This is a genomic window from Bacteroidales bacterium (genome assembly GCA_014860575.1).
Lineage (GTDB): Bacteria > Bacteroidota > Bacteroidia > Bacteroidales > JAAYJT01 > JAAYJT01.
The window spans coordinates 84,527-98,562 of sequence record JACZJK010000040.1 but is presented as its reverse complement, the minus strand read 5'-3'; the positions used below and the strand labels follow the sequence as shown (position 1 = coordinate 98,562).

Below are 14,036 nucleotides of genomic sequence, written 5' to 3'. Positions count from 1 at the left end.
ATAAAAGTAATTGCATTTGATGATTCAATTGTCCGATTTATTGTGTTTGAAGTCATAGCTAATTAATATTTTAATTGCTTTCTAACTGGTACACTGTTAAATATTATGTCAATCGTTTCTCTTTTTACACTTGGCGGTAACTCGTTTATATATGTACCATAGGTTGGGTTATACAGCTTACTGCTGGCCGTGTAGCCCAACCTCACAGTACGGTTTATTTCACCCAGCTAATATAGAAAATATTAAGCTGCAATAAATCTGAAAGAAAAATTACTGAACTACACGGTTCGCAGCATGTATGTTATATAGCCGGCAAACGCAAGCAGTAAGACTCCGGCTTCCCAGCGGTCGAGTTGTTTTTTCTTGCCGGTGAACATGGCGATAAAAAGAAAAATGGTTCCCCCGCTGAGTAAAAGTAAATCCTTATTGAAAGCAGGATCGTAATTCAGCGGGCGGATGAGTGAGCTTACTGCGAGGATCAGGAAAATATTGAAAATATTGGAACCAATGATGTTGCCAACGGCAATGTCAGCGTTTTTCTTCAGGGCTGCTACCACGGATGTAGCAAGTTCGGGAAGGGAGGTTCCGGCAGCTACAATTGTGAGGCCGATAATCTTCTGTTCAACGCCAAGCTCGCTTGCTATTTTCACGGCGCTGTCAACAACAAATTTTCCTCCGGCAACCAGGCCGGCAAGGCCGCCTACCAGCAGAAAGAAAATAATATGCCCGGCCACATGTTTATGTTTGATTTCAATGTTTGCAGGGTCGGTTCGTAATTGCCTGTAAACATAATACAGGAAGGCCGCAAAGAAGCATAAGAGTATCAGTCCGTCAATCTGGGAAAGTATGCCGGCCCCCAAACTAAAATTGCCTGCAAGCAGGAAAAGCAGCACCGCTGCAAGCAACGACAAAGGAATTTCTTTCCAAACCGTTCCGGAATGAACCGCAAGTGGCATGATCAGTCCTGAAATGCCAAGGATCACAAAAAGATTAAAATTGTTGCTGCCAATTACATTGCCGAAAACGATACCGTCAAATCCGTTGGATGCGGCAAATGCATTTACAACCAATTCAGGGGCGGAAGTGCCAAAAGCTACAATGGTTAAACCAATGGCCAGGTCAGGGATGTTGTATTTTTTAGCCAGCGCTGTCGCGCCGTCAACCAGCCAGCCGGCGCCTTTCACCAGCAGTAAAAGGCCGGCTACCAACAAAAGCAACTGTATTATCATGCTTGATTTTGGGATAACATTTCTTCCTGGAGCAAGGAAGTGTGTTTTCTGAGTAATTTGACAATGAAATATAGAAGGGTGCTAAACAACATCATGAGCATTAAAAAATAATTAAAATCTTCACGGTGTTCAATCAATTCGCCGATAACATCAAACATTGCAAAAATGAGAAATACGGCCAGTAAGCCGTTCTTTTCTTTCTTCAGGACTTTTTTCCAGTTAAACTTAGCGCCTGCGGGTTCGAACTTCCTGAAAGATGGGATAATGGCGGGTGTACGGCTTGCCCATGTATCATAAGCAATACCAAACTTTTTTGAAAGAAATTGCTCTTCGGCAAACATGATCCTTTCATAATAAATCGAATAAAAAAGGATGAATGCGATAACAAACCATAAACTTCCTGTAAGGAGGGCAATACCCAGCCACATGAAGAAATTACCCAGATACAATGGGTGTCGCACCGCTGAATAAATACCGGTTGTATTGAGGCTTTCGGCAACTTGTCCTTTCACATTTCTGCCCGAAGTATTCGGTGGTGTATAACCTACCGTGAAAATTCTGATTGCCAGGCCAAAGATAGAGACCATTAGGCAAAACATCTCAAAGTAAATTTCATACGGCGTTTCTTCCAGAATAAAGGTTTCGGGGTACACCTCTGTCCGGATTACCATAACAGCGCCAACCCCTAAGACCAGGAGTGGCAAATGACTTCTGTGCCTGAAAAGCCAGATTCCGGATTTTTCAAATTCTTCTTTGAGTGCCATGTTTACAAATTTGCAACTATAAACGAAAAAGATGTGGAATAGTATTTTCGACCGGAAAAGCTTCCCGGAATTGGAATTCGAAATTAAAAACTTGTTTTCGTTACCTTTTCCTGAACCTCAAGATAAGATGGCAAAGCAGCAGCGCCATACCATTTATAAATATCTGCATCCAACACTTTTTCACGGATCACCGGATCGCTTTGCACCCATTCGTTTGCCAATTCAATTGAATCGGTATCAAGGATAAAAATTCCACGGTAATTGTTCTCATTAGCAAAAAGTGGCCCGGCCACGATAAGTTTACCTTCATCTGCCAGGCGGTAGATATTTTTCATATGCCCTGCAAACAGGCTGTCGCGTACCGTCTTATCTTCAATTACCTGTGAACCGGTTTTCAGAATTACAAGCATATAGGTTTTCATGCCGTAATCATCGGCTCCAAGTTCCTTGGCCAGCTCCGGGTCATATTCTGCTTTTGGTTGCTGGGCATTTGCATAGGCAATTCCTGCAATCAGCATGAATACAAGCAGTATTTTTTTCATAAGACTACAGTTTTTCAGGGCATTTCTTCTTCCACGCTCAGCATCCAATTGATGCCGAATTTATCAGTTAGCATGCCAAACAAGGGGCTCCAGAAGGTTTTCTCAAGTGGCATCGTAACGGTTCCACCCGATGACAACCTTTCGAAGATGCTTTTCACTTCCTCATGGGTATCAGCGCCAAGGTAGAGTGAGATATTGTCACCGAAAGTAACTACCGTTCCATATTCCTCGGATGCATCGCTGCCCATCAGCAGGGTTTCCTTGCTGATCTGAAGTGACACATGCATGATCTTGTCTTTCGCACTTTCAGGAACATTTTCCGCGTCCGGCATTTCGCCAAACCTTCCCAGATAGGAAAACTCACCGCCAAACACTGATTTGTAGAAATTAAAAGCCTCTTCGCAATTCCCATTAAAAGTAAGGTATGTATTTAATGTTTTCATAAGATTTCTAGTTTTTGTGAATAGCAAAAATAAAATTATTTCTTTAGCTGGCTTTCGTAAGTTTTGATCCACATTTTTGGCGTTACCTTACCAAGAAGTTCAGCAATCAACCCAAAGGGAATATGCTCCGGTTTTTTAAACCGGATGCAGCTTTTGCCCATATCTAGTTTGCTGTTGCTGTGTTTTGGAAATACCTGTGCGAACCATTCCAGCAGGTTTGGGTCAGTGTAAACACCCATGTGGTAAAATGAGATGTGGTTCTTTTGGGAAGCAAAGCTTATAAAAGGCAGTGGAACTTTAGGATCGCAATGATAACCTGCAGGATAAATGGAATGCGGAACAACATAGCTTGGCATGCGATAATTTATTTCTTCAACAAAGCCATCAGGGAGGTTCTCAAGAATAACCTGCCTCAATTTGCTCAATACCTGCCGCCTGTCTTCAGGCAACTGGTTGATGTATTCGTCAACGGTGTTTGTAGTTATCTTCATGAAACAAAATTAAATTGTTTGATCAAAGCAATTGTTCAGAATCTTATGGGGTATAGTATATTGGCCCTTCTATACCCAATGGCAATCCCGCCCAAATCCATAACAACAACATTGGAATGCGGATCAAAGCAAAAGCAATCGCAAAGGGCAGCATCATTGAAATGAGCGTGCCTATGCCCACATCCTTCACATATTTTTGTGCGAACACAATGACTAACGGGAAAAACGGCATCAGCGGCGTAAGGATATTTGAGTAAGAATCGCCGATACGGTAGGCTGCCTGCACGGTTTCAGCGGAATATCCTGTAAGCATCAGCATGGGAACAAAAATCGGCGCCAGCAAGGCCCATTTGGCCGAAGCGCTGCCCATGATCAGGTTTACCATTGATGCCACTATGATGAATGCTACCAGCAATGGCCCGCCCGTAAAACCAATGGCGTTTAGCGCACCCGAGCCTTCTACAGCCAATACACTCCCAAGGTTCGACCAGTTAAAATATGCCACAAACTGCGAAGCCACGAACGCAATCACAATGTACATGCCCATGGTTGACATGCTTTTGGCGGTCATATCTGTAACATCCTTATCGCTTTTGATGGTTTTTGCCACGATCCCGTAAACCATTCCGGTGAAAAGAAAGAGGAAAAACATAATGGGTACCAGCGAGTCGTAAAAGGGGCGCATGCTGCGGGAACCTGTTTCGGGGTTGATATCGCCGCGCAGCAGTCCATCAGCCGGAATGATAGTTAGCAATACAACACCAAAAAGTAGGAAGTTTGTAAAAATGGCCCATGTCAGGGCTTTGCGCTCACGGCTTGTAATCGGAGGCTGTTCTTCGATAACAACATCTTTGGGTGGCTTGTACTCGCCAAGTCGTGGCACAAGGATCTTTTCTGTGATCCAGGTTCCTGCAAGGCCTATCAGTGGCACAGAGGCAGCCATCAGGTAATAGTTTGAAAGTGGGTTCACAGTATAATCCGGATCAATGATCTGGGCGGCAGGTTCAGTAAAAGCCGCAATCATAGGATCGAGGCCGGTGGGAATAAAATTGGCGCCAAAGCCGCCCGAAACACCGGCAAATGCCGCTGCAATGCCTGCCAGCGGGTGCCTTCCCAAACCCAGAAAGATGGCCCCACCCAGGGGTATCAGCACCACATAACCTGCATCCGCAGCCACAGAGCTAAGCATGCCGGCTACAACAATGGAAAAAGTGATGACCGAACGAGGAACCTTTGAAACAAAAAGCCGCAAAGCCACCGAAATCATGCCGGTGTATTCGGCTACGCCAATGCCAAGCATCACTACCAGCACCAGTCCCAGTGGCGGGAAGTTGGCAAAGGTGCTTACCATTCTAGTCATAATTAGCTGGAAACCGTCGCGCGATAAAAGGTTTATTACTTCGATAGCGCCAACCGGATTTCCATCACGATCAAGCAGACCAGCAGCCTTGCCGGGATGATCTACGGAGATGCCACCGAATATCCATGACAGCAGCAGCGTGACGCCCATCAGTATGGCAAAAAGTGTAACAGGTTGAGGCAGTTTATTCCCGACAACCTCCAGTGTATCGAGCATACGTTTAACGAAATCTTTCTTCTCCTTTTTTTCAGTCATCCGGGTTTGGGTTTTGTGGTGAAACCAAGGCGCTCAGACAATGCTGAGCAAGGCGTCCTGGTTATAAACACATATTCGCAGGATCATACAGATCGAACAAAATACATGTTTAATAACCACAAAATGTAAGGCTGGTTCAGTTGGGTTAGAAAATTTACTTATTGATTTTTTATACATCGAACCGAAAATCCATTTTGCCCGGAGGTAGAACCTCTGTGCAAACCATTCTCGAAATAAGCGAACCTGCGAAACCAATATAAATAGTAATTCCACTTTTTTGAAGAACTCCAAAACGAAGCATAATACATATAATTTTGTGGATATGGTGACCCCGACGGTTTGGCAGAGAATCCTTATATATCCAATCCGTTACCATAGCTATACCATCCCGTTGTAGATTTCAGGTTCAAAGCCTGATCGAATCCTCTGTACAACCAATTAGATGTCCAAATGGAATCTACAATTCCATACTGGCTATCTGCAACCCCTTCAAGAATTTGCCACTCAATGTCGGTTGGAACATGCCAACCCGGTGGGCATATAGTATTGGTGTCACCGGCTTGATTATAGTTCATCATTTCATTCCATTGATAAAGACCGCCATATATGCTACAACTGTCTTCCACGTTGTTTAAACAATATTTTTCTACTACACCATTGTTAGTCTGTTCCAGATCTCCGTTTATCATTGAACCAACATTTAGATTTTCTGACAACCAGCATTGGCTTAATATCTGAACAGTATTGTAGACTTTACCTTCATAGGAAACCGTCGGGTGCTCTATACAAGGTATATTCTTTGCAAACTGAAAGGTATAGGTTTTACTCTGTGAAGGAATATCCCAAATTCCGGACTCTATTGAGATACCTTGGTTCAGTGGCTTTGTTTTGAATACAGGAACGTTCCCGCTACTGCTGACAAATTCTAACAGGGAGTTTGCTCCAGATTGCGGGCTAAGTGACAGGATTTTAATACTCTGTACTGTGTTTTCCCATTGTGCAGAAACAAAAAACATTTTTTCGGAAATGGATGATAATTTAAATCTATGCGTTCCCTTGTCTAAAGTCCGGTTGTAAGAATTTAATTTTCTTCCGAGCATATCATAAATGTCCAGACAAACGTCACCTTTTCCTGGAATATACAATGTGATTATTGTAGAATTAACCATAGGGTTCGGAAAATTTTGGAACAATGTAAACCTGTCAGAATCAATTTCATATTCCTGGAGGCCAACATTAAAATCATCTGAATAGCCAATCAATAAGAACTCATCCCCTGAAAAGACTTCAATGTAATAAACAGTATCTGGCCAGATGTGAATTGATTCTGTTTGCTGAGTCAGATTGTGGACTTTAACACTATCGAGCTGGACGTAAGAATTATTGAAATCTGCCGTAAACGTCAATTCAAACGATTGGCAAATGGAATTCAAAGTGAACATCACAAATGCGATCAGGAATAATTTTACTTTCATTTCAATCAGATTATTTGGTTAATCAATGATTCCAATTTTCTTATCAGAATTCTTTAACCTTTTTGTTGCTTCATGTCCGTCTGTCTTACAATCTCCAAAGCCAACTATGAATGTACAAATAACTTCTGCTGAAAATTCGCTGGCAAATCTGACGCGATTATCAATGATGCTTGAATGGAACTCAAATATTCTGGTCTGCTACAATTGATGGCAATCCATCCATCCCAATTATTCAATCACCTTCAACACCAGCTTGCCCCTCACCCTTCCGGTTTCGATCAGGTGGTGGGCTTCGGCGCCATCGGCAAGCGGAAAGCTTTGTTGAATATATGGTTTTAACAAATGCTTTTTCATAAAACCGGCAATAATCGCAAGGTCATGGCCTGATGATTTGGTTCCAATGAAATAGGCTTTCTTTTTATCTGTAAAATTAAACGCCTGACTCAGGAAAAGCCCATTATTGGGAAGCGTAGAAACATACTTGCCATCATCGGTCAACAACTTTTTGCATTTTCTGAACGAACTCTTTGCAACGGCATCAAATACGGCACTGAACTTTTCATCCAGCTTTTTGAAGTCTTCTTTTTCATAATCAATCACTTTATCTGCGCCAAGGCTCTTCACAAAATCAACATTCTTTGTGCTGCAAACAGCGGTTACACGGGCATCCAACGCTTTAGCGATCTGAACGGCGAAAGAGCCCACACCACCTGAAGCCCCGTTTACAAGCACGCTGTCGCCGGGTTTGATCCCATCGCCTTTCCAGAATGCCTGCAACGCGGTAAGTGAAGCCAGTGGCACGGCGGCTGCTTCAACCATACTGAAACCTTCAGGAATATGGCATAACTGGTTTTCTTTCACACAAACAAATTCAGCATAAGCCCCGCCAGTTATTGAGAGCATGGCAAAAACCTTGTCACCCGGGCGGAATGCCGACCTCTCCCCGGCCTGCTCCACCACCCCGGCAACATCGCCACCCAGGATACGTGGAAACTTCTTACCGGTGATTAGTTTCATTGAGCCATTTCGTATTTTGTAATCCACTGGGTTGATCCCGGCAGCATGCACACGCACAAGTACTTCTCCCGCTTTGAGCATGGGTATTCCGAGTTCCTGAATCTGTAATTCTTCTGGTTCGCCAAAGCGATTGATAACTAAAGCTTTCATATTTTAAGTTTTAAATTGATTGTAAAGATAGGAGGAAGTGGCCTCACAACAGTGTAATTAAGGAGATATTCCGAACCAGGCCCCTCAAATTGTGGCAGGATTGTAGAATATTTCCCACGTTTAGATCAATACCACATCATCGTTAATTCTTCACGAACCGCCTTTATACGTTTGTATTTGAGGATCATGGGTTCTATAGTATTTTACAGCTATAACAATCTGGCATAGTATTTAACTACGTTACCATTGCACTATTGTTAAACACAAAATCAATTGTTATGAGAAGTGCGACGATAGGCTTTTTAATTTTAGTTACCGGACTTGTGTTTTCAGGTGTTGTAAAATCCCACGAAACAAATTTCAGTATCGAGGACGGGTTCGAAGCGCACCCTTCTTTAACACGATAAAAACAAAAATTAATAACCATATAAAAAATACAGCGATTATGAAAAAAACAGGAATAGTTCTTATCGTTATCGGCAACATTCTTAACATCATGTCTGGTTTAACTATTAAGAGAAAAGTTACCACGTATGATGACATGAATGAAGAAATTGTTAAAGAAACAGAAAGCGGCCTCGTTTGCCCACGCTGGTCGGGTGTAGCTTTACTCATGGCAGGGTGCATTGTTTACCTTGCCGGACTTAGACGTAAAACCAATAAAACCTGATGTTATCAGATTTCTATATTTCATTGCAGTTTTGCTCATATTGTTTTGGGCACTTGGATTCCTCATATTCGGGCTGGGACAACTTATTCATATTCTATTAATCCTGGCAGTAATTTCGATATTACGCAGATTGATCAGAGGAAGAGAAGTGTTGCCAGGCTATAAACATAACCGGTTAGATTAACCTTAAGGCAGTGATAAGTCTTGAAACATAAATGTCTGTGGTGAATCTAACTTCTATATAACCCTCCTTAGTTAGCAACCCAAATTCCTGAGGTTCCTTTCCTGATAATGAGGAAAGGAACCTCTTTTTTTAACTATAGGGTCGTTTAGGATGGTTACGGTGAGAAAAAAACGACAGTACAAACAATAGAACAATAGTACAGTAGAATAATAGAACAATAGAACCATAGAACAGTTGAACCATAGAACATTTGAACATTTCTTTTTAAACCTGGGAACAAGATTGGGAGGTCATTTGCCAGGGTCTTGAACCAATAGAAGAGCAAGGCAATGTTATACTAAGTAATGAAAGTCAAGATATTAAATACCAATTATTTACCAAAGTAAGATAGCACGGATTGACATCAAAAGGTTCGCAAGTCTGTAGAAAATCACCAGCAACTGTTGCAGAAGTCCCCAACAATTACATTCATTCATTTTTGAGCAATAACTCCATATCACACAGACTTACTGATACTTATGCAATCATATGGTTTTTGGCATCCCTATTGAGTTATGTTAAGTAGTTCTTATTTTTAAACATTTAAAACTTAATAATTATGAAAACCCTATTTTTAGTAGCATTCAGTTTTGCAGTTATAACAAGTGCTTTTGGAATCCAAAATGATTTCAGACAAACTGCTAATATCATCGCCCTTGATCAGGATGGTGACAAAAGAACAGAAGTAAAATACGCGGAACTGCCACAGGCAGTAAGAGATGCTATGACCGGCACAGATTACAGAGGCTGGGTAGTTCAGGAAACCGCATACCTTGTCACGAAAAAAGATGGTGCTGGTGAATATTATGAAATTACACTGACCAGGCCAGGTACAGACGAAACACGTACCGTAAAACTTGATAAGAATGGCGAACTCTTTAAGAAAGATAAGGATAACAATAACCACAAGCAGGACTAATGTTCGCTTAAACGTAAAAAAGGAGTTGATTTTCAGCTCTTTTTTTTACCATATATTGTTGATCCGTTGCATTTTCCTGAAAATTAGAAGGCTCTGCCGGAAAATCAATTTGACTGATATTTATTTTACAAGATCCCTTAGCACAGAATTCTTTATCCCCGAAAGATAAGATTTCCACCAATAATTAAACACGAACCGACTGACGTCGCGTTCGAACTCAATCCTGCCGATTCTAAGTTCATCGTTCTTTCCCGGATTTGACGGATGATATAAGGCCTTTCTGCCTGCAAAACCTACAATGCCCTGAAACACTTTTCTTCCATCCGGAATTAACTCAACTTCAAGATCTGAATATTTCAACCTGAGTTCTCCAACCGACCTAACATCGTTTCCATAAAAGTGAAACGATGAATTCTGATGCATGCCCGCTTTTATCTTCACACCTGTGAGGGGATAAACTGCCGTATTAATTACCTTAAAAGCGAGTGCTGCCAATCTTCCTTTTGCTTCATAAGTGCCCGTAGAATCGGTAAGACTATATTTAAACTCTGCGCTGAGCGTTGATTCGCCAAAGATCAAAGCCTCAGCATGAATGGTCATGCTGCTGTCTGAAGCCAATGAATCCTTGAGATTGGATATGTTACTGATTACAGCGCTTAGCTGCTCAAACGGAATTTTGCCTTCTGAATCTGAATCGGCTGGAAGTTCTGCGTATACAATATCAAAATCATTGAACAGAATTTTGCCTGCAAAAAGCCCAAAATCTGCATTTTGTATCAGGCTTACAGGCATAACCGGGCGCTGCTGTTCATTAAAAGGTGCCTTGCGATCACGAAAAACTTCCACGTTCCCTCCATTCATTTCAATCTCTGAAATCACTATTGCGCCATCCTGGATAAATTCATCCGGCTTGAAACCTGAAATTTTGATATGATTTATTCCAATATCGAAGCGATCGGTTTGAAATTGCAAATGTTTATAAAATTCTTGTTTGCTATAACGGGGGATAACTTTCAACCCAGTCAGCTCAGTGGTTTGACCGTTGCCATCGAAGGATATGCTGTCAATTCTGAAGCTGTATAAACCGGTGGATGAGAAAGTGGTTGCATCCAATATCCGTAAGGAAAGTTCCGTTATCCCCGGGTTCAAAAAATAATTTTGACCTTCATCGTAGAAGTTGATCACAGCACCGAAATCAACTGCGCCTGTTTGTAGAACCTGCCTTGATGTATCAGCTACTGATTGTTGTTCTATTCTGAGTTTACCTGTGCATATATTTTTCAGGGAGAGTTGTTCCATTTTATTACTTTGCGCAGAATTAGATTCCTTTTTCCCAGCTTCATTGGTGTATACGACTAAGAAAATACTATCGGTGGAGAATCGGTTAACCTTCACGTTTTTCCTTCCAAGTGCAAGAGAAATCAAAGTCACCGAAGAAATGCTGAGGTTGTGGACTTCTGTTTCAAATATCTGGTTCGGAAGTAAACCTGCGTCTTTTTCACTAAATGCTATGGCTTTAGGGATAATCCGGATACTTGAAATAATTGTTGTTTGAAACAAAGTACTGAAACTTGAAGTACCTGCGTTAACTTCGTAAAGATCAATTGACTCCGGGCTCAATGCCGTTCTGATTTTTTCTTCAATTTTCTCAGAGAATATTCCCGGTAGAAAAGCATGTAACAGAAGCATCGTTACCAGCACCAAGGCGAATAGGCTGCCGATAACCAGAAGTAATATTTTTGATTTTTTCATAAGTGATGATTAGAAAAGAAGGTTTTTATTGCTTTTTTTTCGACCACACAGTCTTGATCTTGCTTAAAGTAATTGAATAATTATTGGTTCCTTCATTTCCCAGTAGAAATGCGTACGGCCTTAATGCATCATTATATGAGAAGATAATACGCATAATTGCCAGGAAAGGTACAACCAGAAGCATTCCGGGAATACCCCACACCATGCTGGCCGCAAAAAGACCTGTAATTACAAAAAATGGATTGATCTTAACATTGCCACCAACGATATTAGGAGTGAGTAAATTGTTCTCAATAAACTGTATAAAAATAAAAAGCAAAACCACCCTGAAGGCCATACCAGGATTCCCCTCAATAAGAAACGCGAATAAAAGAGGCACAATGCCACCCAGAAGGGTTCCGAAATAGGGAATGAAATTGAACAGTGCTGCAATAATGCCCAGTGCAATTGCATGTTTTAGACCAATGATCCACAAGCCTAAAGAATTGATTACACAAAGGATAAGAACAACAATAAAAACGCCTGAGATGTATTGAACCATTACCGTGGCTGTTTCCCGTAAGATTCCAATCATATTCGGTTTAAATGAATTTCCCGCAAGCTTTATTAAGAAATACATAAACTTTGTCCGGTAATACAGGAACAGGAAAATATACACCGGCATTAATCCTATAGCCACGATGGTGGAGCTAGTTGCATTAAAAACAGTTTCCAGATATTTCCCGCTCGATTCAAACAAAGAGGAACTTTGATCCTGTATTAGTTTCTGTGTATTCACTCTGTCGAAGCCAAAATAAGATACAATATCAGCAAGCATTTCCGAGAGATTTTCAATTCCGGTTTCAAAAAGCTCCGGTAGTTCGCTGGCAACGGATGATACCATGCGATAAGCAAATAAAATCAGGGTACCCAAAATAGCCAGAGAGCCAATAATCACAATCATATTGGCCAATATGCGTGGCAGCTTTTTTTTCTCGAGCCACCTAGCCATAGGATAAAGCAGATATGCAAATAATAATCCGAAGGCAACTGGGTAGAGAAAGTTGCGGATGGCGATCAAACCATATATAAAAAGGATTATAACCAAAAAGAAGTAGGTAATTTTTCTTGCTATCAAATAGCGTTTTTCATTGCTATCAGAATCAATCAGTGTATTCATGATATTCGGGTGAAGTTATTTTGCGTGTCACTCTTGAAGTTCATAACCAGTCATCTTACAATTAATGATCATTGGTTTGTTATTTACCGCCTGCAATAAAAATCAGGCTGAAAAACATGCAGATCGAAACATGAAGTTATTTCCCTTTTCAGGCAGGGTTCAGAGAAGTTTTTGAAAAACACAAGCCAATTTGATATAATCTTTTGAAAACGGAATACTTACAAAGAACTTTATCAAGCCTGAATAATAGAATAATGCTGCCCTTGAACGCTTGCTTTCACCTGGTAGTCAATAATTAAATAAACGGTTCGCATACTGACATTGTTTATTTGTTTACTTATCTCCCCTATCATGTAGAATATAGTCCTCAACAAATTAAAGAGGCTGTAAAGCACAGTCTTTTGAAAACGGATGAAAACACACTGTAATCAGGCGACTATATGTTTAGGGCAAATCGCTATCATCACTTATGGCATAGAGTTTTCAATTAGTTAAAGCCGGATTAAAAAATTAGTCAATATTATACACTTAAAATTCTGAAATTATGGACAAGTTAGAAATCAAAGGAAACTGGAATGAGCTGAAAGGCAAGCTTAAGCAGAAGTATGGAAACCTTACAGACGATGATCTTACGTATGCCGAAGGCAAAGAAGATGAGCTTTTGGGAAAACTCCAGAAGAAAATTGGCAAATCACGTGACGAAGTTATCAAAGAAGTAAGATCGCTCTAATCTCTTTGAGAAATTAAGTTGCCGGAGGATGTCTTAAAAGGCGATTCTTGTCATCTGATCCGCTGCGGCTGATCAGGATTACAAAAGCGTCAAAGTTTTGAGACATCCCCAACATATTTAAAACAGTAAATAATTAAAAACCTTTACCAATGAAAACCATAAGTAAATTAAGCATTTTGCTCATAATCATTTCAGCCGTCGTACTGTCATCGTGTAATTTTGAAAACGAAAAAGGCAGGGAAACATCTGAAATGGAGGAAGAACGTGCGGAAAAGCGCGATGAACTGTTAGCCAGATATGAAAATCTGAAAAATGAAATTGATGCGCGGATTGCAGAAATTGACAGGAGAATGGAAGGCGCAACAGCAGAGGCAAGGGAAAAGCTTGAAGATGCGAGAGAAGAATTGTTAAATGAAAGATCGGAACTTGAGGAAGCCATGGATGATTTGAGAGAAGCATCTAATGATACCTGGGATGATGTGAGTACTGCAGCTGAGAATACATATGCTTCAGTAAGAGATGGCTTTCAAAGAACCATCCAGGATATCGAGCAATGGTTTGAATAGCCATTAGCAGATCTACGGAGGTTTACCAATTTAAATCTAAGCACCAAAGCGGAATTCTGTTCCATATGTTGGATCAGAATTTCGCTATTTTATTTAACTTCCTGACCGTATTTGACAGTACTGCGTTAAGGAAATAGTTTGTAATCAGGAACTCAGCCAGTCCCAGGCCGTTTCTGCTTCTTCAAAATATTGGATCCTTACATTCTCGGGTATACTTTCTTGTTAGCCTGCTTGGCATAAAGATATTGCGAAACAATGATTGCAATTTGACAGGGTGGAAGTCGCAGAGCA

Annotated in this window: 15 protein-coding genes; 5 read left to right on the top strand and 10 right to left on the bottom strand. The window is 41.0% G+C overall.

Annotated elements, in window-relative coordinates; genetic code table 11:
• Positions 1–278: 278 nt before the first annotated feature.
• From IH597_11115 to IH597_11080, 8 genes are all read right to left on the bottom strand, one after another.
• The gene (locus IH597_11115) at positions 279–1,229 is read right to left on the bottom strand and encodes a calcium/sodium antiporter (GenBank protein ID MBE0663003.1); all 951 of its coding nucleotides are present in this window, start codon (positions 1,227–1,229) and stop codon (positions 279–281) included.
• The gene (locus IH597_11110; protein ID MBE0663002.1) at positions 1,226–1,993 is read right to left on the bottom strand and encodes a DUF1295 domain-containing protein; all 768 of its coding nucleotides are present in this window, start codon (positions 1,991–1,993) and stop codon (positions 1,226–1,228) included. Before IH597_11110 ends, IH597_11115 begins: the two co-directional genes overlap by 4 nt.
• A gap of 83 nt (positions 1,994–2,076) precedes the next feature.
• Entirely contained in the window at positions 2,077–2,535 is a 459-nt protein-coding gene (locus IH597_11105; protein MBE0663001.1) for a hypothetical protein, read from the bottom strand.
• 14 nt (positions 2,536–2,549) lie between these two features.
• Positions 2,550–2,978: a VOC family protein gene (locus IH597_11100; GenBank protein ID MBE0663000.1), complete on the bottom strand. Its 429-nt coding sequence runs from the start codon at positions 2,976–2,978 to the stop codon at positions 2,550–2,552.
• 35 nt (positions 2,979–3,013) lie between these two features.
• On the bottom strand, positions 3,014–3,469 hold the full coding sequence (locus IH597_11095) for a DUF1801 domain-containing protein (GenBank protein MBE0662999.1): 456 nt from the start codon (positions 3,467–3,469) through the stop codon (positions 3,014–3,016).
• A 43-nt stretch (positions 3,470–3,512) separates the two neighbouring features.
• A complete protein-coding gene (locus IH597_11090; protein ID MBE0662998.1) occupies positions 3,513–5,084 on the bottom strand; it encodes an AbgT family transporter in 1,572 nt (523 codons plus the stop codon).
• 353 nt (positions 5,085–5,437) lie between these two features.
• Positions 5,438–6,559, bottom strand: a complete 1,122-nt coding sequence (locus IH597_11085) for a hypothetical protein (protein MBE0662997.1) — start codon at positions 6,557–6,559, stop codon at positions 5,438–5,440.
• A 228-nt stretch (positions 6,560–6,787) separates the two neighbouring features.
• Positions 6,788–7,726, bottom strand: coding sequence for an NAD(P)-dependent alcohol dehydrogenase (locus IH597_11080; protein ID MBE0662996.1), 939 nt, complete (start codon positions 7,724–7,726; stop codon positions 6,788–6,790).
• 445 nt (positions 7,727–8,171) lie between these two features.
• Between IH597_11080 and IH597_11075 the strand changes: the two genes are divergently transcribed.
• The 3 genes from IH597_11075 (at position 8,172) to IH597_11065 (ending at position 9,538) form a co-directional block, all read left to right on the top strand.
• A complete protein-coding gene (locus tag IH597_11075) occupies positions 8,172–8,396 on the top strand; it encodes a hypothetical protein (protein ID MBE0662995.1) in 225 nt (74 codons plus the stop codon).
• Positions 8,386–8,580 carry a lmo0937 family membrane protein gene (locus IH597_11070; GenBank protein ID MBE0662994.1) on the top strand — a complete coding sequence of 65 codons (195 nt, stop codon included), beginning with the start codon at positions 8,386–8,388 and terminating at the stop codon, positions 8,578–8,580. Before IH597_11075 ends, IH597_11070 begins: the two co-directional genes overlap by 11 nt.
• 598 nt (positions 8,581–9,178) lie before the next feature.
• Positions 9,179–9,538 (top strand): hypothetical protein, encoded by a 360-nt coding sequence (locus tag IH597_11065; protein MBE0662993.1) that lies wholly within the window; start codon positions 9,179–9,181, stop codon positions 9,536–9,538.
• A gap of 120 nt (positions 9,539–9,658) precedes the next feature.
• Here IH597_11065 and IH597_11060 read toward each other — a convergent pair whose 3' ends face one another.
• Both IH597_11060 and IH597_11055 read right to left on the bottom strand, forming a co-directional pair.
• Positions 9,659–11,290 (bottom strand): hypothetical protein, encoded by a 1,632-nt coding sequence (locus IH597_11060; protein MBE0662992.1) that lies wholly within the window; start codon positions 11,288–11,290, stop codon positions 9,659–9,661.
• A 25-nt stretch (positions 11,291–11,315) separates the two neighbouring features.
• A complete protein-coding gene (locus IH597_11055) occupies positions 11,316–12,449 on the bottom strand; it encodes an AI-2E family transporter (GenBank protein MBE0662991.1) in 1,134 nt (377 codons plus the stop codon).
• Positions 12,450–12,993: 544 nt separating this feature from the next.
• Here IH597_11055 and IH597_11050 point away from each other — a divergent pair.
• Together IH597_11050 and IH597_11045 are read left to right on the top strand one after the other, a co-directional pair.
• Positions 12,994–13,179, top strand: coding sequence for a CsbD family protein (locus IH597_11050; GenBank protein ID MBE0662990.1), 186 nt, complete (start codon positions 12,994–12,996; stop codon positions 13,177–13,179).
• A 149-nt stretch (positions 13,180–13,328) separates the two neighbouring features.
• Complete coding sequence (locus IH597_11045; GenBank protein MBE0662989.1) at positions 13,329–13,745, top strand: hypothetical protein; 417 nt, start codon at positions 13,329–13,331, stop codon at positions 13,743–13,745.
• Positions 13,746–14,036: the final 291 nt, after the last annotated feature.